Origin of the sequence: Pseudomonas macauensis, assembly GCF_047902425.1 — a bacterium.
In the GTDB taxonomy this organism is placed as follows: Bacteria; Pseudomonadota; Gammaproteobacteria; order Pseudomonadales; family Pseudomonadaceae; genus Pseudomonas.
The window spans coordinates 4,677,505-4,697,123 of the sequence record NZ_CP138377.1 but is presented as its reverse complement, the minus strand read 5'-3'; the positions used below and the strand labels follow the sequence as shown (position 1 = coordinate 4,697,123).

16 protein-coding genes and 1 tRNA gene are annotated in these 19,619 nt (G+C 61.7%); 11 read left to right on the top strand and 6 right to left on the bottom strand.

The window, feature by feature from the left end:
* Positions 1-148: 148 nt before the first annotated feature.
* From SD196_RS21475 to SD196_RS21460, 4 genes are all read right to left on the bottom strand, one after another.
* Positions 149-2,998: a valine--tRNA ligase gene (locus tag SD196_RS21475; protein ID WP_275608386.1), complete on the bottom strand. Its 2,850-nt coding sequence runs from the start codon at positions 2,996-2,998 to the stop codon at positions 149-151.
* Between the two features lie 191 nt (positions 2,999-3,189).
* Positions 3,190-3,570, bottom strand: coding sequence for a DNA polymerase III subunit chi (locus tag SD196_RS21470; RefSeq protein WP_343577626.1), 381 nt, complete (start codon positions 3,568-3,570; stop codon positions 3,190-3,192).
* A gap of 19 nt (positions 3,571-3,589) precedes the next feature.
* Entirely contained in the window at positions 3,590-4,018 is a 429-nt protein-coding gene (locus SD196_RS21465; RefSeq protein WP_416310629.1) for a DNA polymerase III subunit chi, read from the bottom strand.
* Between the two features lie 160 nt (positions 4,019-4,178).
* On the bottom strand, positions 4,179-5,666 hold the full coding sequence (locus SD196_RS21460; protein ID WP_331319155.1) for a leucyl aminopeptidase: 1,488 nt from the start codon (positions 5,664-5,666) through the stop codon (positions 4,179-4,181).
* 201 nt (positions 5,667-5,867) lie between these two features.
* On the opposite strand from SD196_RS21460, the gene lptF reads away from it, so the two are divergent.
* Both lptF and lptG read left to right on the top strand, forming a co-directional pair.
* Positions 5,868-6,992: an LPS export ABC transporter permease LptF gene (gene lptF, locus SD196_RS21455; RefSeq protein ID WP_275608383.1), complete on the top strand. Its 1,125-nt coding sequence runs from the start codon at positions 5,868-5,870 to the stop codon at positions 6,990-6,992.
* Positions 6,985-8,052, top strand: a complete 1,068-nt coding sequence (gene lptG, locus SD196_RS21450; protein WP_275608382.1) for an LPS export ABC transporter permease LptG — start codon at positions 6,985-6,987, stop codon at positions 8,050-8,052. The genes lptF and lptG overlap by 8 nt, the downstream gene beginning before the upstream one ends.
* A 73-nt stretch (positions 8,053-8,125) precedes the next feature.
* Here the strand turns inward: lptG and SD196_RS21445 are convergent, their stop codons facing one another.
* A complete protein-coding gene (locus SD196_RS21445) occupies positions 8,126-8,638 on the bottom strand; it encodes an RDD family protein (protein ID WP_343577629.1) in 513 nt (170 codons plus the stop codon).
* A 165-nt stretch (positions 8,639-8,803) separates the two neighbouring features.
* Between SD196_RS21445 and SD196_RS21440 the strand changes: the two genes are divergently transcribed.
* From SD196_RS21440 to SD196_RS21410, 7 genes are all read left to right on the top strand, one after another.
* Positions 8,804-10,354 carry an EAL domain-containing protein gene (locus SD196_RS21440; protein ID WP_343577631.1) on the top strand — a complete coding sequence of 517 codons (1,551 nt, stop codon included), beginning with the start codon at positions 8,804-8,806 and terminating at the stop codon, positions 10,352-10,354.
* A gap of 533 nt (positions 10,355-10,887) precedes the next feature.
* Positions 10,888-11,280: a type IV pilin protein gene (locus SD196_RS21435; RefSeq protein ID WP_343577633.1), complete on the top strand. Its 393-nt coding sequence runs from the start codon at positions 10,888-10,890 to the stop codon at positions 11,278-11,280.
* 5 nt (positions 11,281-11,285) lie between these two features.
* A complete protein-coding gene (gene pilV, locus SD196_RS21430; RefSeq protein ID WP_343577757.1) occupies positions 11,286-11,837 on the top strand; it encodes a type IV pilus modification protein PilV in 552 nt (183 codons plus the stop codon).
* Positions 11,834-12,943, top strand: a complete 1,110-nt coding sequence (locus SD196_RS21425; protein WP_343577635.1) for a PilW family protein — start codon at positions 11,834-11,836, stop codon at positions 12,941-12,943. Before pilV ends, SD196_RS21425 begins: the two co-directional genes overlap by 4 nt.
* Entirely contained in the window at positions 12,940-13,428 is a 489-nt protein-coding gene (locus tag SD196_RS21420) for a hypothetical protein (RefSeq protein ID WP_343577637.1), read from the top strand. Before SD196_RS21425 ends, SD196_RS21420 begins: the two co-directional genes overlap by 4 nt.
* A 2-nt stretch (positions 13,429-13,430) precedes the next feature.
* Positions 13,431-16,493: a pilus assembly protein gene (locus tag SD196_RS21415; RefSeq protein WP_416310628.1), complete on the top strand. Its 3,063-nt coding sequence runs from the start codon at positions 13,431-13,433 to the stop codon at positions 16,491-16,493.
* A 9-nt stretch (positions 16,494-16,502) separates the two neighbouring features.
* The gene (locus SD196_RS21410) at positions 16,503-17,009 is read left to right on the top strand and encodes a GspH/FimT family pseudopilin (RefSeq protein ID WP_343577641.1); all 507 of its coding nucleotides are present in this window, start codon (positions 16,503-16,505) and stop codon (positions 17,007-17,009) included.
* Positions 17,010-17,225: 216 nt separating this feature from the next.
* Here the strand turns inward: SD196_RS21410 and SD196_RS21405 are convergent.
* Positions 17,226-17,312 (bottom strand) — tRNA-Leu (locus SD196_RS21405).
* A gap of 106 nt (positions 17,313-17,418) precedes the next feature.
* On the opposite strand from SD196_RS21405, the gene queA reads away from it, so the two are divergent.
* Together queA and tgt are read left to right on the top strand one after the other, a co-directional pair.
* On the top strand, positions 17,419-18,462 hold the full coding sequence (gene queA, locus SD196_RS21400) for a tRNA preQ1(34) S-adenosylmethionine ribosyltransferase-isomerase QueA (protein WP_343577643.1): 1,044 nt from the start codon (positions 17,419-17,421) through the stop codon (positions 18,460-18,462).
* Positions 18,463-18,474: 12 nt separating this feature from the next.
* Positions 18,475-19,593, top strand: coding sequence for a tRNA guanosine(34) transglycosylase Tgt (gene tgt, locus SD196_RS21395; protein ID WP_416311762.1), 1,119 nt, complete (start codon positions 18,475-18,477; stop codon positions 19,591-19,593).
* Positions 19,594-19,619: the final 26 nt, after the last annotated feature.

Genomic DNA, 19,619 nt, shown 5'->3' with positions numbered 1-19,619 from the left:
GAGCTTGCTCGCGAACTACCCAACACCAATGCAACCGGGGAACTCTGTTCGCGAGCAAGCTCGCTCCTACAAGGAGGGCACGCCGCGTACGGGGGATTGCGCCCCCGGAAAAGCACAAGGCCCGCATTTGCGGGCCTTGTGGTGGCGCTTACAGGCTGGCGATCTTCTCGCGCTGCTGGATCAGGTTGGTTACGGCCTGTTCCGCTTCGGCCAGTTTGGCGCGTTCCTTCTCGATCACATCCGCCGGGGCCTTGGCGACGAAGCCTTCGTTGGCGAGCTTGCCGCCGACGCGTTTGACTTCGCCTTCCAGACGCTGGATTTCCTTGTCCAGGCGGGCCATTTCGGCGGCCTTGTCGATCAGGCCGGCCATCGGTACCAGCACTTGCAGGTCGCCGACCAGCGCGGTGGCGGACATCGGCGGCTCTTCGCCTTCGCCCAGCACGCGGATGGTCTCGAGCTTGGCCAGCTTCATCAGCAGCGGCTCGTTGTCGGCCAGGCGGCGATGGTCTTCGGGCGATGCGTTGTTCAGCACCAGGTCGATGCGCTTGGCCATGGAGATGTTCATCTCGCCACGGATCTGGCGGATGCCCAGCATCAGGGCCTTGACCCACTCGATGTCGCCTTCGGCGGCGGCGTCGATCTTCGACTCGTCGGCGACCGGCCAGGGTTGCAGCATCAGGGTGTCACCGGATTTCGCTGCTGCGCCCTTGATGCGCTGCCAGATTTCCTCGGTGATGAACGGCATGAACGGGTGCGCCAGGCGCAGTGCGGTTTCCAGCACGCGCGCCAGGGTGCGACGGGTGCCGCGCTGACGCTCGATGGGCGCGTTCTCGTCCCACAGCACCGGCTTGACCAACTCCAGGTACCAGGCGCAGTACTCGTCCCAGATGAACTCGTAGAGGGCCTGGGTGGCCAGGTCGAAGCGGAAGGCGTCCAGCTGGCGCGCGACTTCGATCTCGGTGCGCTGCAGGGCGGAGATGATCCAGCGGTCCACCGAGGACAGCTCGACCGGCTCGCCATTCACGCCGGTGTCCTTGCCATCGGTGTTCTCGATGACGAAGTTGGCGGCGTTCCACAGCTTGTTGCAGAAGTTGCGGTAACCCTCGACGCGGCCCATGTCGAACTTGATGTCGCGGCCGGTGGAGGCCAGCGAGCAGAAGGTGAAGCGCAGGGCGTCGGTGCCGTAGCTGGCGATACCTTCGGGGAACTCGGCGCGGGTCTGCTTGGCGATCTTCTCGGCGAGCTTGGGCTGCATCATGCCGCTGGTGCGTTTCTCCAGCAGCTCGTCGAGGGTGATGCCATCGACGATGTCCAGCGGGTCGAGGACGTTGCCCTTGGACTTGGACATCTTCTGGCCCTGGCCGTCGCGCACCAGACCATGGACGTAGACGGTCTTGAACGGGATCTGCGCGGTGCCATCGCCATTCTTGATCAGGTGCATGGTCAGCATGATCATGCGCGCAACCCAGAAGAAGATGATGTCGAAGCCGGTCACCAGCACGTCGGTGGGGTGGAAGGTCTTCAGGTATTCGGTCTGTTCCGGCCAGCCGAGGGTGGAGAAGGTCCACAGGCCCGAGCTGAACCAGGTGTCGAGGACGTCTTCGTCCTGGCGCAGGTTGGCGTCGCCCAGATTGTGCTTGGCGCGTACCTCGGCCTCGTTGCGGCCGACGTAGACGTTGCCGGCCTCGTCGTACCAGGCCGGAATGCGGTGGCCCCACCACAGCTGACGGCTGATGCACCAGTCCTGGATATCGCGCATCCAGCTGAAGTACATGTTTTCGTACTGCTTGGGCACGAACTGGATGCGGCCGTCTTCCACGGCGGCGATGGCGGGTTCGGCCAGCGGCTTGGTGGAGACGTACCACTGGTCGGTCAGCCAGGGCTCGATGACGGTGCCGGAGCGGTCGCCCTTGGGCACTTTCAGCGCGTGGTCGTCGATCTTCTCGAGCAGGCCGGCGGCTTCGATGTCGGCGACGATCTGCTTGCGCGCGACGAAGCGGTCCATGCCGGCATAGGCGGCGGGCAGGCTGGCGTCCAGTTCGACATTGACGCTGCCGTCGAGCTTGAACACCTGGGCGGTGCCGAGGATGGCGGCGTTCTTGTCGAAGATGTTGATCAGCGGCAGGTCGTGGCGCTTGCCGACTTCATAGTCGTTGAAGTCGTGGGCCGGGGTGATCTTCACGCAGCCGGTGCCGAACTCGCGGTCGACGTAGTCGTCGGCGATGATCGGGATGCGGCGGCCCACCAGCGGCAGGTCGACGAAGGTGCCGATCAGGGCGGCGTAACGCTCGTCTTCCGGATGAACGGCGACCGCGCTGTCACCGAGCAGGGTTTCCGGACGGGTGGTGGCGACGACCAGGTGGTCCTTGCCGTCGGCGGTCTTGTGACCGTCGGCCAGCGGGTAGCGCAGGTGCCAGAGGTGGCCCTTCTCGTCGTGGTTCTCCACTTCCAGGTCGGAAATGGCGGTGTGGAACTTGGTGTCCCAGTTGACCAGGCGCTTGCCGCGGTAGATCAGGCCGTCCTCGTGCAGGCGCACGAAGGCTTCCTTCACGGCGTTGGACAGGCCGTCGTCCATGGTGAAGCGCTCGCGCGACCAGTCCACGGAGGAGCCCAGGCGGCGAATCTGGCGGGTGATGGTGCCGCCGGACTGGTCCTTCCATTCCCAGACCTTCTCCAGGAACTTCTCGCGGCCCAGGTCATGACGGGCGATGCCTTGGGCAGCCAGCTGGCGCTCCACCACCATCTGGGTGGCGATGCCGGCGTGGTCGGTGCCCGGTTGCCACAGGGTGTTGCGGCCCTGCATGCGGCGGTAGCGGATCAGCGCGTCCATGATGGCGTTGTTGAAGCCGTGACCCATGTGCAGGCTGCCGGTGACGTTCGGCGGCGGGATCATGATGGTGTACGGCTCGCCGGAACCTTGCGGGGCGAAGTAGTTCTCTTTCTCCCACAGGGGGTACCAGTGGGATTCGATGGCGTGGGGCTGGTAGGTCTTGTCCATGAGCGCGGCGGGACCCTGATAAGGCTAGACGGAAAACCGCTGAGTATAACGGGAGGCGGGGCTTTCCGGCCACCGGCGCGGCAAGGGAGGCAATTGTAGGAGCGAGCTTGCTCGCGAACGCTCCTCTGCAAGCTCGCAGTGGTAACGGTTCGCGAGCAAGCTCGCTCCTACAAGTAAAGGGGGCGCTGCGGTCAGCTCTTGCGCTGGGCCAGCAGTCGCTGCATCCGCGCTTCCAGACGGCGCTGCAGCTCGGCTTCGATCTGCGGCGCGAAGTCGTCGATCACGTCCTGCAGGATCAACTGGGCGGCGGCGCGCAGCTCCAGGTCCAGGCGATTGAGTTCGCTGGCCTGGGGCGAGACTTTCGGCTCGGCAGGCTCGGCAGGCTCGGCAGCGGGCGGCTCCGGCGTACGTGGCGCCGGAGCGATGACGTCGGACAGCAGTGGGATGTTGTCCGGCTCGAAGGATTCGGTGAGCAGCGGCGGTTCGGCACCTGGCTCGTCCAGCAGTTCCTGGATCGATTTCAGGTCTTCCAGCAGGTGATCGGGGTCGTGCGGGGGCTTACGGCTGTCCATGGTCTTGGCTGATGCGTTCTCAAGGGCGCGGCAGGCGATGGTCCTGCAAAGGATAGCCCTGCTCGCGGTAGCGGCGGAAATTCTCCCGCGCGGCCTGACGAATCGCCGGTTCTTCGATCACCAGTTCGGCGACCCGGTTGAAATGGTCGACGAAGGGGGGAATGGCCAAGGTCAGGTTGATCAGCAGGTCCCGGTGGCCCTCCGGCGGCTCACCCAGGGCGAGCACGACCGGCGAGTCGGCGTCTTCTTCCACCGCGTTGTGTGGGATGAAGGTTTCGCCCCGGAAGTTCCACAACCGTGCATCCAGCGCTTCGCGCTGGGCCTCGTCGGCACACAGCACGAAGATGCGCATGCCTTGCCGCCAGGCCTTTTCGGCCAGGCGGCAGGCGATGGTCAGGCGTGCGTCGGGATCGGCGCTGGGGATGACGTAGAAGTCCACCCGGGTCATTTTTTGGCCCCAAAGCTGCTGCGTTTGCTCATGCTGCGTTGAAAACCTGCGCAAATTGCTCATTTACAAAGCGTAAACTGCGCATTTGCGCAGGCTTTCGCCTTGCCTGAGCTGCACTCGCGACGCTTTGGGCTCCAAAAAACATCTCTGTCCTACTCCGTTACTTCACGCGGTCCAGCAGGTACTGGGTCAGCAGCGGAACCGGGCGGCCGGTGGCGCCCTTGTCCTTGCCGCCGCTGATCCAGGCGGTGCCGGCGATGTCCAGGTGCGCCCAGTGGTACTTCTTCGCGAAGCGCGACAGGAAGCAGCCGGCGGTGATGGTGCCGGCCTTCGGCCCGCCGATGTTGGCGATGTCGGCGAAGGGGCTGTCCAGCTGCTCCTGGTATTCGTCGAACAGCGGCAGCTGCCAGGCGCGGTCGTCGGCGGCTTCACCGGCTTTCAGCAGTTGCTTGATCAGCGCGTCGTTGTTGCCCATCAGGCCCGAGGTGTTGGAACCCAGGGCGACGATGCAGGCGCCGGTCAGGGTGGCGATGTCCACCACCGACTGCGGCTTGAAGCGCTCGACGTAGGTCAGTGCGTCGCACAGCACCAGGCGGCCTTCGGCGTCGGTGTTGAGGATTTCGACGGTCTGGCCGCTCATGGTGGTGACGATGTCGCCCGGACGGGTAGCGCCGCCGCTGGGCATGTTCTCGGCGCAGGCCATCACGCCCACCAGGTTGATCGGCAGCTGCAGCTCCAGCACGGCGCGGAAGGTACCGAACACGGAAGCGGCGCCGCACATGTCGAACTTCATCTCGTCCATGCCCAGGCCGGGCTTGAGGCTGATGCCACCAGTATCGAAGGTGATGCCCTTGCCGACCAGGACGTGGGGAGCTTCGTCCTTCTTGCCACCGTTGTACTGCAGGACGATCAGGCGCGGCGGCTGGTCGCTGCCCTGGGCGACGGCGAGGAAGGAGCCCATGCCCAGCTCGCGCAGTTTCTTCTCGTCCAGCACTTCGACCTTCAGGCCCTTGTGCTCCTTGGCCAGTGCCTTGGCCTGCTCGCCGAGGAAGGTCGGGTGGCAGAGGTTCGGCGGCAGGTTGCCCAGGTCGCGGGTCAGGGCCATGCCGTTGGCGATGGCCTGGGCTTCCTTGGCGCCCTGCTCGACGGCGGCGGCATCGGCCTTGTCGACCAGCAGGGTGATCTTCTTCAGCTTCGGCGCTTCGGCTTTCTGGCTCTTGAAGCGGTCGAAGACGTAGGTGCCATCGGCCAGGGTCTCCACCTGCAGGCGGGCCTTGCCGTGGGCGTTGCGGCCCTTCACTGCGAGATCGCCCAGGGCCAGCACGGCGTCGCCGCCGCCCAGGTTCTTCAGGGTGGCGAGGACCGAGGAAACCAGTTTGCGGTAGGCGCGGTCGGAGAGGTCGCGTTCCTTGCCGGCGCCGACCAGCAGCACGCGCTCGGCCTTAATATTGGGTAAATCCTGCAGGAGTAGCGTTTGCCCGACCTTGCCCGCCAGATCGCCACGCTTGAGCAGGGTGCCGATGGCGCCGCCGGTGACGTCGTCAACGGCCTTTGCGGTGGCGCCAAGCTTGCGGCCTTCGCCGACGGCGATGACCAGGGTGGCGGTTTTCAGGGTTTCCGGGCGTACGCTTTTTACAAGGAATTCCATGGCTTGGTGTCCCCAGGACAAAAGGCTCACGATGGCAAGGTGGTCCGCGAGGCTCAGGCAGACTGCGCAGTGACAGGCCTGGCGAATCGCAGGATAATGCCGGCTATTTTCGCTGGATCGCGCTCGCGCGGGCCGGCAAACGCTTCACGACGGCTAGTTTGAGCGTAGCCGCCCGAGCGTGACAACCCTGGAGTGTCCGGTTTGATTGTCTTCCGTTATCTGTCCCGCGAAGTGCTGATCACCATGAGCGCAGTGAGCGCCGTGCTACTGGTCATCATCATGAGCGGCCGTTTCATCAAGTACCTGGCGCAGGCCGCCCAAGGCATGCTCGATCCGGGCTCGCTGTTCATGATCATGGGTACGCGCCTGCCGGGCTTCCTCCAGCTGATCCTGCCGCTAGGGCTGTTCCTGGGGATCCTGCTGGCTTACGGGCGGCTGTACCTGGACAGCGAGATGACGGTGCTGACCGCTACCGGCATGAGCCAGCAGCGGCTGACGGCCTATACCCTGGCGCCGGCGCTCCTGGTGGCGCTGATCGTGGCCTGGCTGAGCCTGTGGGCGGCACCGCAGGGCATCGCGCAGATGCAGCTGCTGCTGAACAAGCAGGACGCGATGACCGAGTTCGACACCCTGGCGCCGGGACGTTTCCAGTCGATGCGCGACGGCTCGCGGGTGACCTATACCGAGACCCTGGCCAATGAACGCACGCAACTGGGCGGCGTGTTCATTGCCGACAAGAATCCGCCGCGCAATGGCAAGGCGGGCAGCGCCTCGGTGCTGGTGGCGAACAGCGGCGAACAGCAGATCCATGCCGACGGCAGCCGTTACCTGATCCTCAAGGACGGCTATCGTTACGATGGCCTGCCGGGGCAGGCCGATTACCGGGCGATCAAGTACGACACCTATGGCGTCTTGCTGCCCAAGCCGGAAGTCAGCAGCGAGATCGACGACCGCGACGCCATTCCCACCAGCGAGCTGATCGGCAGCGATGAAGTACGCATGAAGTCCGAGCTGCAATGGCGCCTTTCCATTCCGCTACTGGTCTTCGTGGTCACCATACTGGCGGTGCCGCTCTCGCGGGTGAATCCGCGTCAGGGTCGCTTCCTCAAGCTGCTGCCGGCGGTACTGCTCTACATGGCTTACCTGGCGCTGCTGATCGCCGGCCGGGGCATGCTCGACAAGGGCAAGATCCCGCTCGCCCTGGGCCTGTGGTGGATCCACGGGCTGTTCCTGGCGATCGGGTTGCTGCTTCTGTATTGGGAGCCGCTGAGGCTCAAGCTGGCCGCCGCACGGGCGAATTCTGGGCGGGAGCCGAAGCATGCGTAAGTTGGATCGTTACATCGGCATCACCGTTTTCATCTCCATCCTCGCCGTGCTCGGGGTGATTCTCGGCCTGGCCGAGCTGTTCGCTTTCGTCGACCAGTTGGGGCAGATCACCGAGACCTACACCCTCGTCGATGCGCTCAAGTTCGTGCTCCTCACCGCACCCAGTCGCGCCTACGATATGTTGCCGATGGCTGCGCTGATCGGTTGCCTGGTGGGCCTCGGCAGCCTGGCCAGCAGCAGCGAGCTGACCATCATGCGTGCCGCTGGTGTGTCGCTGCAGCGCATCGTCTGGGCGGTGATGAAGCCGATGCTGGTACTGATGTTCGCCGGTATCCTGCTCGGCGAATACGTGGTGCCCTACACCGAGACCCAGGCCCAGAATGATCGCGCCATGGCCCAGAGCGACGGCGGGGTGCTGAGTTCGCGGAACGGCCTGTGGCACCGTCAGGGCCACGAATTCATCCAGATCAACGTAGTGCGCTCGGACGGGATGCTGCTGGGTGTGACTCGCTACAACTTCGATGATGCGCGCCGCCTGCAGACCGCCAGTTTCGCCAAGCAGGCAACCTTCCAGAATAACCAGTGGGTACTGGAAAACGTGACCACCACGGTTCTGCACATGGATGAGAAACGCAGCGAAGTGGTGAACAAGCCCAGCGAAGTGTGGAACATCCAGCTCACCCCGCAACTGCTGAACACCGTCGTTACGGAGCCTGAGGCCCTGTCGATCAGTGGGCTGTGGAGCTATATCCATTACCTGCAGGAGCAGGGGCTGAGCGCCAACCGCTATTGGCTGGCGTTCTGGACCAAGATCCTGCAGCCGGCGGTCACCGCGGCGCTGGTGCTGATGGCGATTTCCTTCATCTTCGGCCCGCTGCGCAGCGTGACGCTGGGGCAACGTGTCTTCACCGGCGTGCTGGTGGGCTTCAGCTTCCGTATCGCACAGGATCTGCTTGGTCCATCCAGCCAGGTGTTCAACTTCCCGCCGCTGCTGGCGGTGCTGGTGCCCGCGGCGATCTGCGCCTTCCTCGGCATGCTGTTGCTGCGAAGGGCGGGGTGATCTCGCTCCTGCAAAGGACGCTACAAACGAAAAAGCCCGCCAATCGGCGGGCTTTTTCATGGGCGAATGGGGCTTAGCGCCGCCCCTGAGTCGCCTTGCGTACGTCCTTGGGAATCTGGATCACCACGCTTTCCGAGTAGCGATCCTGCCAGGTGCGCTTGTCCTTGTCCCAGAGCATCCACAGGAAGCCCAGGCCCAGGCAGGCCCAGGAGCCGATGGCGATGATGAAGCGCAGCAGCGCCTGGAGCAGGCTGATGCGCGAGCCGTTGGCGTTCTGCACGCGAATACCCCAGACCTGCATGCCGAGGGTCTGGCCGTTGTGGGTCCAGAACTTGGCGAAGAAGGCGAACACGCTGATGAACAGCAGGCTGGAGAGCAACGGATCGCCGATCAATCCGCCCTGGTCGGCCAGTTGCTTGAGCTTCTCGCCGCCATAGATGAGCCGCAGGACGCCCTGCTGATAGACCAGGGTCACGACCATCATCAGCGCTACGCAGAGCAGGAAGTCATAGAACATGGCGGCGAAGCGGCGGATGAGCGTGGCGGGCGGGAAGTTTCCCGCGGGCTGGAGCTGCGGTATGGACATGGCGCCTTCTGGAAAGAATCGTGGATCGGCAGGGCACTGCCCCGGATGAATGGGGCGGGATTATACGGTTTCTGGCCTGGTTCGGCCTTTATCGGGTTGGCCCTGTTCTAAGCTGCACTCATACCGTTTCCCTGGAAACGAACGGTCGTACAGCAAGGAACAAGGATGCCTTTACGCAACTATGCTCGACGCCGGCTGGTGCCGCGATTGGTGTTTGCCCTGTCGATGGCGGTTCTCCCCCTGGCGCTGGGCAGCTCCATTATCTATTGGCAGGCCCTGCGGACTCTATCCGCCGAGGCGCGCACGGCGTCCAATGAGGCACTGCACCTGTTCGATATCATGCTCGGAAATGCCGAGGGGGCTGCCCGGGTGGCGCTCTCGCAGAAGGGGAGACCCTGCAGCGACTCGACCTTGGTGCTGCGCGAGCAGGTGGCGGTGGTGCCTTTCGTGCGCACGGTCAACCTTACGCGGGGCGATGCTATCTATTGCACCTCCCTGTTCGGTGACTTCAAAGCGCCGTTGTACGGCTCCGACTACGTGGATGGGCGTCTGCGCCTGATGGCGGGCAACCCGGTGACGCCCCATGTTGCGGTGTTGATCCTGCGCCGGGTCGAGGGGGAGTACGGCGCGCTGGCCTCCATTGATGGGCGTTATCTGAGCAATACCCTGCAACTGGTCGATCAACGCAGCGACCTGCAGTTGCAAGTCGGCGGGGTGTGGATGGATGAAGACGGCCATGTGCATGCCGGGACGCCCGATCCATTGCCGATCGGCCATATACGCCTGGTCTCCGAACGTTACCCGTACGCAGTGATAGGGGGCTTTCCCGAAGGCGCTGCGTGGCTCCATATCCGCCAGGAGGCGCTACCGCTGGCCGTCTTGTTACTGACGCTGGGGGCTGTCTCCGGGCTGGCCTGCTACTGGTTGTGGGGGCGTTCCGCAACTCCGAGCCTGGAACTCGAGCGGGCGCTGATGGCTGGAGAATTCATCCCCTACCTGCAGCCATTGGTGGATGCGCGCGATGGGCGTTGGGTCGGTGCGGAGGTGTTGATGCGCTGGCGGCACCCGCGCGAGGGAATGGTTGGACCGGACCTGTTCATCCCGATGGCCGAACGTTCCGGCCTGATCGTGCCAATGACGCGCGAGCTGATGCGCCAGGTTGGGGAGGGATTGGCTCCCCATGGCGAGCTGCTGGGAGAGGACTTCCACCTGGGCTTCAACATCAGCGCCGTACATTGCACGGATGCGAGGTTGCTCGATGATTGCCTGAGCCTGCAGGCGAAGTTCCTGCCGAACCGGCCGACCCTGGTGCTGGAACTGACCGAGCGGGAACTTATCGCTGCCAATGACGCCACCGATCAGTTGTTCGACCGTCTGGATGCACTGGGCATTCTGTTGGCCCTCGACGATTTCGGCACGGGCAACTCGAGTCTGGCGTACCTGCACCGTTTCAAGGTGGATGCGCTGAAGATCGACAAGAGTTTCGTCGCGATGATCGGCGTGGAAGCACTTTCAGTATGCATCCTCGACAGCATCGTCGAGCTATGCGGCAAGCTGGACCTGATGATCATCGCCGAAGGGGTGGAAACCGAGGAGCAGCGGCGCTACCTGGCCGAGCGCGGGGTGGATGTGTTGCAGGGGTACTTGTTCGGTAAGCCGATGTCGCTGGATGCTTTTGTGCAGGCGATGCGTGAGGAAAGCGAACGGGCGCGTTGAGGGCTGGTGCGCCTTTCGTGGCGGGTCGCGCAGTGCATGCCTGTGAATCGGCTGGACTGTCCCCAGTGGCGGAATTTCTACGGAGTTTTCTGGCCGCATTTCGCTTCTGCGTCCTACTTCCGATCCCGGTATAGCGACAAAATAAAAATGATATCTAGTTCACACTTTTTAGTTTGCACGGCCTGCCGTTTAACTTTTTTTTGACATTCGTTATTTTGAATTAAGGGAGAGTTTCAGCCCTTGGCTGCGTGTAGATCGCGCATTTCAGGGGAAAGTTGAAGAAGTCGATCGCTATAAGCAGTCGCCATGAGACTTGTCGCGATCAGGGCGTTTCGCTCTAATGGCGCGCCCTTGCTGGCCTTGGGCCGTTACTGATCGGCCTTTCAAGGATTGGATTCAGTGAATTATTCGTTGATTAATTTTCTATACAGCGCTGAGCGACGACTGGTCCCAAATTGCCGGTCAATGGAATGGCAGTTCGCCATTTCGCTAATAGAGTTGTCTGGGAAGGCTAAAGAACAAGAGTCCGAATAATGCCTATTCGTTCCCGTGGATTTACCCTGATCGAACTGATGGTGGTTGCTGCGATCGTCGCCATTCTGGCGGCTATCGCCTATCCCAGCTATCAGCAGTACGTCATTCGCGGCAAACGCTCGGCGGCACAGGCGCAGATGATGGATATCGCCAACCGCGAGCAGCAGTACCTACTGGCCAATCGAGCCTATGCGGACAAGACGGCGCTGGAGGCGGGCGGTTATTCGTTGCCTAGTGAAGTGTCGAGTAACTACGGCTACAGCATCACCGTCAACAACGCGGCAACGCCGCCGACTTTCACCATCACCTTCACACCGTCTGGCGCTCAGGCCAGCGATGGCAACCTGACCCTCGACAGCACCGGCAGCAAGATGCCGACGAACAAGTGGTGAGCGATATGGGCGTCTCTCGACAGCGTGGTTTGACCCTTATCGAACTGTTGGTCAGCATCCTGATCATTTCTTTGGGCCTGCTCGGGCTGGCCAAGCTGCAGACTCGTATGCAGCTGTCGGACATGGAGTCGTACCAGCGCGCCCAGGCGCTGCTGTTGCTCAACGATATGTCCAGTCGGATGACCGCCAATCCTAATAACTCCTCCAGCTACGTCACTGGTAGCGCCAGCCCGGTTGGCACGGGAATGACTTGTCCCACCAGTACCTCCACGCGTCAGCAGTCGGACATGGCGGACTGGTGTAACAGCCTGCAGGGTGCAGCGGAGGTCGGTGGTGGTAACGTCAAGGCCGGCGCCATGCTGGGCGGGCGTGGCTGCATCGAATCCCTGGGTAGCGGGCAGTATCTGATCACCGTGGCTTGGCAGGGTATGAGCCCTATATCCGCGCCCCCCAGCAGCGTGGCTTGCGGCAGCGGTAGCTACAATGGCGGTAATGATTGCACCAGCGACCGCTGCCGGCGTGTGGTGACAACCATCGTGCGGGTGGCCACGCTATGAGGCGCACCGCTCCGCAACGCGGGTTTACCTTGGTCGAGATGATGATCGCAGTGACCATCGGCCTGCTGATCATGGTTGGTGTCCTGACGCTCTACCTGAATCTGCGTCGTACTAACGACGACATGGCCAACACCAACTCGTTGATTGAGAACGGCCGTTTCTCCGTCCAGTTGATGCAGGAAGATCTGGCCCATGCTGGCTTCTGGAACGGTTACATCCCGCAGTTCGACGACCTGACCTCCTCCGATGTTCCGGGGGATGTACCCTTGGCACTGCCGCCGGTATGCGGGGATTTCTCGACCTGGACGCTGGCGGACAAGACTGCCGCTCTCGGCATCGCAGTGCAGACCTACTCGGCGGTTCCCCCCGGCTGCTCCGGAGTCGTGACCAACCTGGCCGCCAATTCCGACGTGTTGGTGGTTCGGCATGTCGATACCTGTGTACCGGGTGTCGGCAATTGCGAGGCGTTGACGGCCGGCAAGGTGTATTTCCAAGTGTCATCCTGCGACACCGAGCCCTCCGCGTCCTATGTGCTCGGTACGGGCGGATTTACCCTGCACCAACGCGACTGCATCAACTTGGCCGAGCGTCGCAAGTACATCACTGACATCTATTACGTACGCGACTACGCGGTGACGGCGGGTGACGGCATTCCCACGCTGATGCGCTCGCAGTTCGACTTATCCGCTGGCGTCAATGCTCAGCAGGTGGCCGTACCGCTGATCGAGGGTGTCCAGGCGCTCCGTGTCGAGTTGGGCATCGACAATGTCAGTGATTCCGGTGGCACGGTTCGCTACGACCAAGCGGTCATCTGGGCTGACCCCAACAACAAGACGTCGCCCACCAACCGTGGGGACGGATCGGCGGACGGCAGTTTCATTCATTGCGGTGCGGGCTCCTGTACCGTCGATGAATTGATGAATGTGGTGGAAGCCAAGCTTTACGTCCTGGTGCGCAGTCGTACGGCGACGCCGGGCTATTCCTCGGACAAGACCTATGCCTTGGGGGGCGTCACCCTGGGGCCGTTTACGGATGGCTACAAGCGACACCTGTTCACTTCCAGCGCGGCGCTGGTGAACGTTTCCCGCAGGAGGCAGACGCCATGAGCATGAGCGGCAAAGCACAGATGCAGCGCGGCGCGACCTTGGTGGTTACTCTGGTGATGCTGCTGATGCTGATGTTGATGGTAGGCAGCGCCTACACCCTGAGTGGTAGCAACCTCAAAGCGGTGGGCAACATGCAATTCCGCAACGAGGCGATCGCCTCCGCCAACATCGGTATCCAGCGGGTGCTCGATTCGGCCTTCACCACGACACCGACCGCCGAAGACCTTGATGTCGATCTAAACAACGATGGTACCCGGGACTACGTGGTGAGTATGGCAACACCCGTGTGCACGAGCGCCCGGCCGAGCGGCAACTCTTCGCTCTGTGGCCAGGGAACCAAAAGTATGTGCAATCAGGATTGGAATACAGTTTGGTCGTTGAATGCAACGGTGACGGATTTGGTGAGCGGTGCTTCGGTCAAGGTGCGTTCGGGCGTGCGTGTGCAGCTCACCGATACGCAGAAGCGCACGGTGTGCGGAGTATGAAAATGAAAACTCATGGCAATGTCTCGGTCCGCCTCTGGCGAGTGTTTGCATTCTGCGCCCTGTGCATCGCGTACTCGATGGCTCGCGCTGAGGACATCGACCTGTTCGTCGGCACGCCACCCAACTCTGCGGATGCGCCTAACGTATTGATCGTCCTCGACAACACAGCCAACTGGAACACTCCTTTTGACAATGAGAAGGCCGCGCTGGTGTCGGTAGTCAATGGACTCCAGGCGAACAAGTTCCGTGTTGGCCTGATGATGTTCACTGAGACTGGTGGCGGTGACAAAGGCAATGACGGTGCCTATGTCCGGGCTGCCATACGTTTGCTTGATGCAGGCACCAAGACCAAGTACCAGACCTTGGTTGGCAGTTTGGACGTTGGAGGTGACAAATCCAACGGTGGCAAGATCAGCAAGGCCATGGAAGAGGCCTGGCTCTATTACTCGGCGAGTGCCCCTTATGCCGGTAACAAGAAGGTAAAGACGGACTATACGGGAAATACCTCCGGTAGTACCGCTTCCAACGCAATCTACGCGCTTAGCGGCAATGCTCTGTCGGCGAAGGATGGCAGTCCGTATAACAACCCTATCGTCACTGGCTGCGCGAAAAATTTCATCATCTACATCAGCAACGGCGCGGCACAGGACAATAACAACGACATCACACAAGCCACCGCAGCGCTGTCTGCAGCGGGAGGCAACACCTCCGCGATTCCGATTTCGCCCAGCGGCTCGCAGGATAATGTGGCAGATGAATGGGCGCGCTTCATGAAGAAGAGCAGCCTTGGCATTACCACCTATACAGTGGATATCAACAAGGTCACCACTGGTCAGGGGCCAGGATGGACCGCTTTGCTCAAGAGCATGGCCAACGTCAGCAGCGGTAAGTACTTCGACGTGACGTCCAACGGCACGGAGATCGCCGATGCGCTGAACGCTATCTTCTCCGAGATTCAAGCAACCAACAGTGTGTTCGCCTCGGTCACCCTGCCGGTGAGCGTGAATACCCAGAGCACCTACTTGAACCAAGTGTATGTCGGCATGTTCCGTCCGGATGCCGATTCATTCCCGCGCTGGGCTGGCAACCTCAAGCAATACAAGCTGGGGATGGTCAACGGCAAGCTGCAAACGGTGGATGCCGCCGGCAATAGCGCGATCAACAGCGCAACCGGCTTCATCACCGAGTGTGCGAGGAGCTTCTGGACGCCTAGCACTACGGACGGTTACTGGGCCTTCAAGCCGCAAGGCAACTGCCTGACAGTGCCCGGCTCGGATGTTTCCAACTACCCCGATGGCAATATCGTTGAGAAGGGCGCTCAAGCCTATAAGTTACGCCAGGACAGCGCTCGCACGATGAAGACTTGTGCCCCGACGGGGTGCAGCACACTCACTGACTTCAATACGAGCAACGCAGCGATTACCCAGACATTGCTGGGTGCCGCCAGCAGTACCGAGCGCGACAATCTCATCAACTGGGCGGTGGGTTCCGATAACCAGGACGAAAACACCAACAGCAACGTGACCGAGATGCGCCCATCGGTTCACGGCGACGTCGTGCATTCGCGTCCGGCCGCCATCAACTATGGTACGACTGCCGCCCCCCAGGTGGTCGTCTACTACGGAGGGAACGATGGCCTGCTGCATGCCATCAACGGCAACCGCACCACTAACATCGGTTCGGTGACTCCTGGTAGCGAGATTTGGTCGTTCATGCCACCGGAGTTCTATCCGAGCATCAAGCGGCTGCGCGACAACAGCGTGACTATCAGTTTCCCTGGCCATACCACTGGTACGCCCACGCCGCAGCCCAAGTCCTATGGCATGGATGGCTCGGTTAGCGCGGTGCAGCAAGGCTCTAGCACCTGGATCTATTCCGCCATGCGTCGTGGTGGGCGATCGATCTACGCATTCGATGTCACGACTCCTGCCAGCCCGGTGCTGAAATGGAAGCTGGGCTGCCCAAACATGGATAATGACACCGGCTGTAGTACCGGTTTCGACGGCATCGGCCAGACCTGGGCAACTCCGACCGCCCTCAAGGCGGCGGGTTACAGCAGCGGGAATGCGACGATGCTGGCCATGGGAGGCGGTTACGACACCTGTGAGGATGGTGATCCCAATACCTGCACCGCCAGCTCCAAGGGCAATAAGATCTATCTGCTGAATGCTGATACTGGCGCGCTGCTCAAGACCTTCGCCACGGATCGTGGCGTGGTGGGGGATGTGACCATACTCACCGACGACAATGGCTTGGCTACCTATGGTTATGCCGCGGATCTTGGAGGCAATATTTACCGCATCTCCGGGGTCGATGCTGCTAGCGCCATTGGTACAGCTGCACCGGCCAACTGGACCATCACCAAGATTGCCGCGCTGGGGTGTGACACCGCTTCCAGCTGCACGGCGAATCGCAAGTTCATGTACGGTCCTGAAGTTGCGGTGAGCAATGGCGAGTATGTGATCGCTGTCGGCTCAGGCGATCGTGAGAAGCCTATCCTCGCCTATACCTCCGCCAGTTCTGTGTCCAACCGCTTCTACAGCCTGCGGGACAAGCCCTCTGACCCGACCTGGCTGACCTCGGAGAACTCGACTTGTAGTGCCAATCTAATCTGCAACGCTTCGTTGCTGGCTATTACGACCACCGCGACGCCATCGACCAGCGACCTAAACGCTCATCCGAAGGGCTGGTATCTGGCATTGCAATCGACGGAGCAGGTGGTGACTTCGGCGTTGGTGTTGTTCGATACCATTATTTTCAGTACCCACCAACCGGCGGTGGTCAGTGCGACCAGTTGTGTCAGTCTCGGGACGGCACGTAATTACAACATCAACTACAAGAATGCCGCCGGTTCCAATGGCGATCGCTTTTCGGTGATTGCGGGCGGCGGGCTGGCCCCGTCGCCAGTGGCTGGCGTCGTCATCCTCGATGATGGAACTCAGAAGCCATTCATTATCGGTGGCGGTAACTGTGCTACCGACTCTTCGCTGCAGGGATGCGAAGCCGTTCCGCCAGCTTCGGGTATCCGGCCGAAGTCCTGGGTGTACTGGAACATCGAGCGATAGGAGAGAAGGATGGGATTGCACTTACGTCGAGTGGCCGCTGGTTTCACCCTGATTGAGTTGATGGTGACTATCGCGGTGGCGGCGGTTTTGCTCTCGCTTGCTGTACCATCGTTCACCGAAGCGACCCTGTCCGGCAAGCTTGCCGCCAGCGCCAACGATCTAGTTGCTGGTGTGGCGGTAGGGCGGAGCGAGGCGATCAAGCGCAACTCCGTAGCCCGCATGTGCGTGTCCACCAATGGCACCAGCTGCGGTAGTGGTGGTTGGGAGCAGGGATGGATCATCATCATTCCCAGTGACTCCACTGTGGTTCAGAAGCACGCAGCGGCGCCGGGGGGATTCAAAGTCACCTCCAGTGTCACGCAGATCGACTTCCAGCCCTCCGGCGTCGGCAGTACCCAGGCCAGCATTACCGTCTGTCGTGCCACACCCACGGCGGGTTCGCAGGAGCGGGTGGTGCAAGTCGACGCAACCGGACGTGCCTACGTCAGCAAAACCACCACTGGCAGTTGCTCGTAACGTTCGCCTGAGTCCATGAGGCATCCGTAGAAGCTCCTTTTGGTGCCTTCGGGCCTGCTCAATCAGTTTTGGATCCTCGCCAAAATTCCGCATTACATCGGCGGAGGGCGGGCGTGCGCACGGAAGACGGCCCTCGAGGGCAAGATCGCAGACAACAAAAAACCGGCTCTAAGTCCGGTTTTTAGTGGTGTTCTGACACTATTTCGAGGTGTTCAGTGGTGCCCCGGGAGAGACTCGAACTCTCACTCTGTCGCCAGAAACGGATTTTGAATCCGCCGCGTCTACCGATTCCGCCACCGGGGCAATGGCGGCGGAGTATAGGGAGACGCTCTGCATCGGTCAATCCGCTCGATTGGTCAGAATTTGGCAATTCCAGTAATATATCCGGCCCTTCGAGATAGCTCCCTCCATGCGTGTCGCTGACTTTCATTTCGATCTGCCCGAGGCGCTGATCGCCCGCCATCCGCTCGCAGAGCGCCGCGCCAGCCGTCTGCTGGTGCTGGACGGCCCGAGCGGTGAGCTCAGCCATCGGCAATTCGCTGACATCCTCGGCTTCCTTCAGCCGGGTGACCTGATGGTGTTCAACAACACCCGGGTGATTCCTGCCCGCCTGTTCGGCCAGAAGGCTTCCGGCGGAAAGCTGGAAATCCTTGTGGAGCGTGTACTGGACAGCCATCGTGTGCTGGCCCATGTACGCTCCAGCAAATCGCCCAAGCCGGGTTCCAGGATCCTCATCGATGGCGGTGGCGAAGCAGAAATGCTGCAGCGCCATGATGCGCTGTTCGAGCTGGGCTTCAGCGAAGAGGTGCTGCCGCTGCTGGAACGCGTCGGCCACATGCCGCTGCCGCCCTATATCGACCGTCCGGACGAAGACTCTGACCGCGAGCGCTACCAGACCGTGTACGCCGAGCGTGCTGGTGCCGTGGCTGCGCCGACCGCCGGCTTGCACTTCGACGAGGCACTGCTGGAGTCGATCCGCGCCAAGGGCGTGGAAACCGCTTTCGTCACCTTGCACGTAGGCGCCGGCACCTTCCAGCCGGTGCGGGTCGAGCGCATCGAGGATCACCACATGCACCACGAATGGCTGGAAGTCAGCCAGGACGTGGTCGACGCCGTTGCCGCCTGCAAGGCGCGTGGTGGTCGGGTGGTCGCCGTGGGCACCACCAGTGTGCGTTCCCTGGAGAGTGCCGCGCGCGACGGCGTGCTCAAGCCTTTCAGTGGCGACACCGACATCTTTATCTTCCCGGGCCGACCGTTCCACGTGGTCGACGCCCTGGTCACCAATTTCCATCTGCCCGAATCCACACTGCTGATGCTGGTTTCGGCCTTCGCCGGCTACCCGGAGACCATGGCTGCCTACGCGGCCGCGGTGGAGCAGGGCTATCGCTTCTTCAGCTACGGCGACGCGATGTTCATTACCCGCAATCCGGCACCGCGCGGCCCCGAGGACTGATCCATGAGTTTCATGAAATTCGAACTGCTGGCCACCGAGGGCAAGGCCCGTCGCGGCCGCCTGACCTTCCCCCGTGGTGTGGTGGAAACCCCGGCGTTCATGCCGGTGGGTACCTACGGCACCGTGAAGGGCATGCTCCCGCATGACATCGAGGGTATCGGCGCGCAGATCATTCTCGGCAACACCTTCCACCTGTGGCTGCGCCCGGGCACCGAGGTGATCCAGAAACACGGCGACCTGCATGACTTCATGCAGTGGAAGGGGCCGATCCTCACCGACTCGGGCGGCTTCCAGGTGTTCAGCCTGGGCGCGCTGCGCAAGATCAAGGAGGAGGGCGTGTACTTCGCCTCGCCCGTGGACGGCGCCAAGGTCTTCATGGGCCCGGAAGAATCCATGGCCGTGCAACGCGCGCTGGGCTCTGACATCGTGATGATCTTCGACGAGTGCACCCCGTACCCGGCGGAGTTCGACGTTGCCAAGCGTTCCATGGAGCTGTCGCTGCGCTGGGCCAAACGCTCGAAGATCGCCCACGGTGATAGTCCGTCCGCGCTGTTCGGCATTGTCCAGGGTGGCATGCATGAAGAGCTGCGCATGCGCTCGCTGGAAGGCTTGCAGGAGATCGGCTTCGACGGCCTGGCCATCGGCGGCCTGTCGGTGGGCGAGCCCAAGGAAGAAATGATCCGCGTACTGGACTTCCTGCCGCCGCACATGCCCGCTGACAAACCTCGTTACCTGATGGGTGTGGGCAAACCCGAGGACCTCTTGGAAGGTGTGCGCCGGGGCGTCGACATGTTCGACTGCGTCATGCCCACCCGCAATGCGCGCAATGGCCACCTTTTCGTTGACACCGGGGTGATCAAGATCCGTAACGCGGTTCACAAACATGACGAATCGCCGCTGGACCCGACCTGCGATTGCTACACCTGCAAGCACTTCTCCCGCGCCTATCTCTACCACCTGGACAAGTGCGGCGAAATGCTCGGCAGCATGCTCAATACCATCCATAACTTGCGGCATTATCAGCGGCTTATGGCTGGTTTGCGCGAGGCAATCCAACAGGGTACATTGGCGAACTTTGTCGACGCCTTCTACGCCAAGCGCGGCCTTCCCACGCCGCCGCTGGCGGACTGACCTTTCATCGAAAAAGCTTTGTGACA

Bases quoted from the DNA above. Each gene is read 5' to 3' on its own strand.
- SD196_RS21475 (WP_275608386.1), bottom strand. From the start codon at position 2,998: ATGGACAAGACCTACCAGCCCCACGCCATCGAATCCCACTGGTACCCC.
- SD196_RS21470 (WP_343577626.1), bottom strand. From the start codon at position 3,570: ATGGACAGCCGTAAGCCCCCGCACGACCCCGATCACCTGCTGGAAGAC.
- SD196_RS21465 (WP_416310629.1), bottom strand. From the start codon at position 4,018: ATGACCCGGGTGGACTTCTACGTCATCCCCAGCGCCGATCCCGACGCA.
- SD196_RS21460 (WP_331319155.1), bottom strand. From the start codon at position 5,666: ATGGAATTCCTTGTAAAAAGCGTACGCCCGGAAACCCTGAAAACCGCC.
- lptG (WP_275608382.1), top strand. From the start codon at position 6,985: ATGCGTAAGTTGGATCGTTACATCGGCATCACCGTTTTCATCTCCATC.
- SD196_RS21445 (WP_343577629.1), bottom strand. From the start codon at position 8,638: ATGTCCATACCGCAGCTCCAGCCCGCGGGAAACTTCCCGCCCGCCACG.
- SD196_RS21440 (WP_343577631.1), top strand. From the start codon at position 8,804: ATGCCTTTACGCAACTATGCTCGACGCCGGCTGGTGCCGCGATTGGTG.
- SD196_RS21435 (WP_343577633.1), top strand. From the start codon at position 10,888: ATGCCTATTCGTTCCCGTGGATTTACCCTGATCGAACTGATGGTGGTT.
- pilV (WP_343577757.1), top strand. From the start codon at position 11,286: ATGGGCGTCTCTCGACAGCGTGGTTTGACCCTTATCGAACTGTTGGTC.
- SD196_RS21425 (WP_343577635.1), top strand. From the start codon at position 11,834: ATGAGGCGCACCGCTCCGCAACGCGGGTTTACCTTGGTCGAGATGATG.
- SD196_RS21420 (WP_343577637.1), top strand. From the start codon at position 12,940: ATGAGCATGAGCGGCAAAGCACAGATGCAGCGCGGCGCGACCTTGGTG.
- SD196_RS21415 (WP_416310628.1), top strand. From the start codon at position 13,431: ATGAAAACTCATGGCAATGTCTCGGTCCGCCTCTGGCGAGTGTTTGCA.
- SD196_RS21410 (WP_343577641.1), top strand. From the start codon at position 16,503: ATGGGATTGCACTTACGTCGAGTGGCCGCTGGTTTCACCCTGATTGAG.
- queA (WP_343577643.1), top strand. From the start codon at position 17,419: ATGCGTGTCGCTGACTTTCATTTCGATCTGCCCGAGGCGCTGATCGCC.
- tgt (WP_416311762.1), top strand. From the start codon at position 18,475: ATGAAATTCGAACTGCTGGCCACCGAGGGCAAGGCCCGTCGCGGCCGC.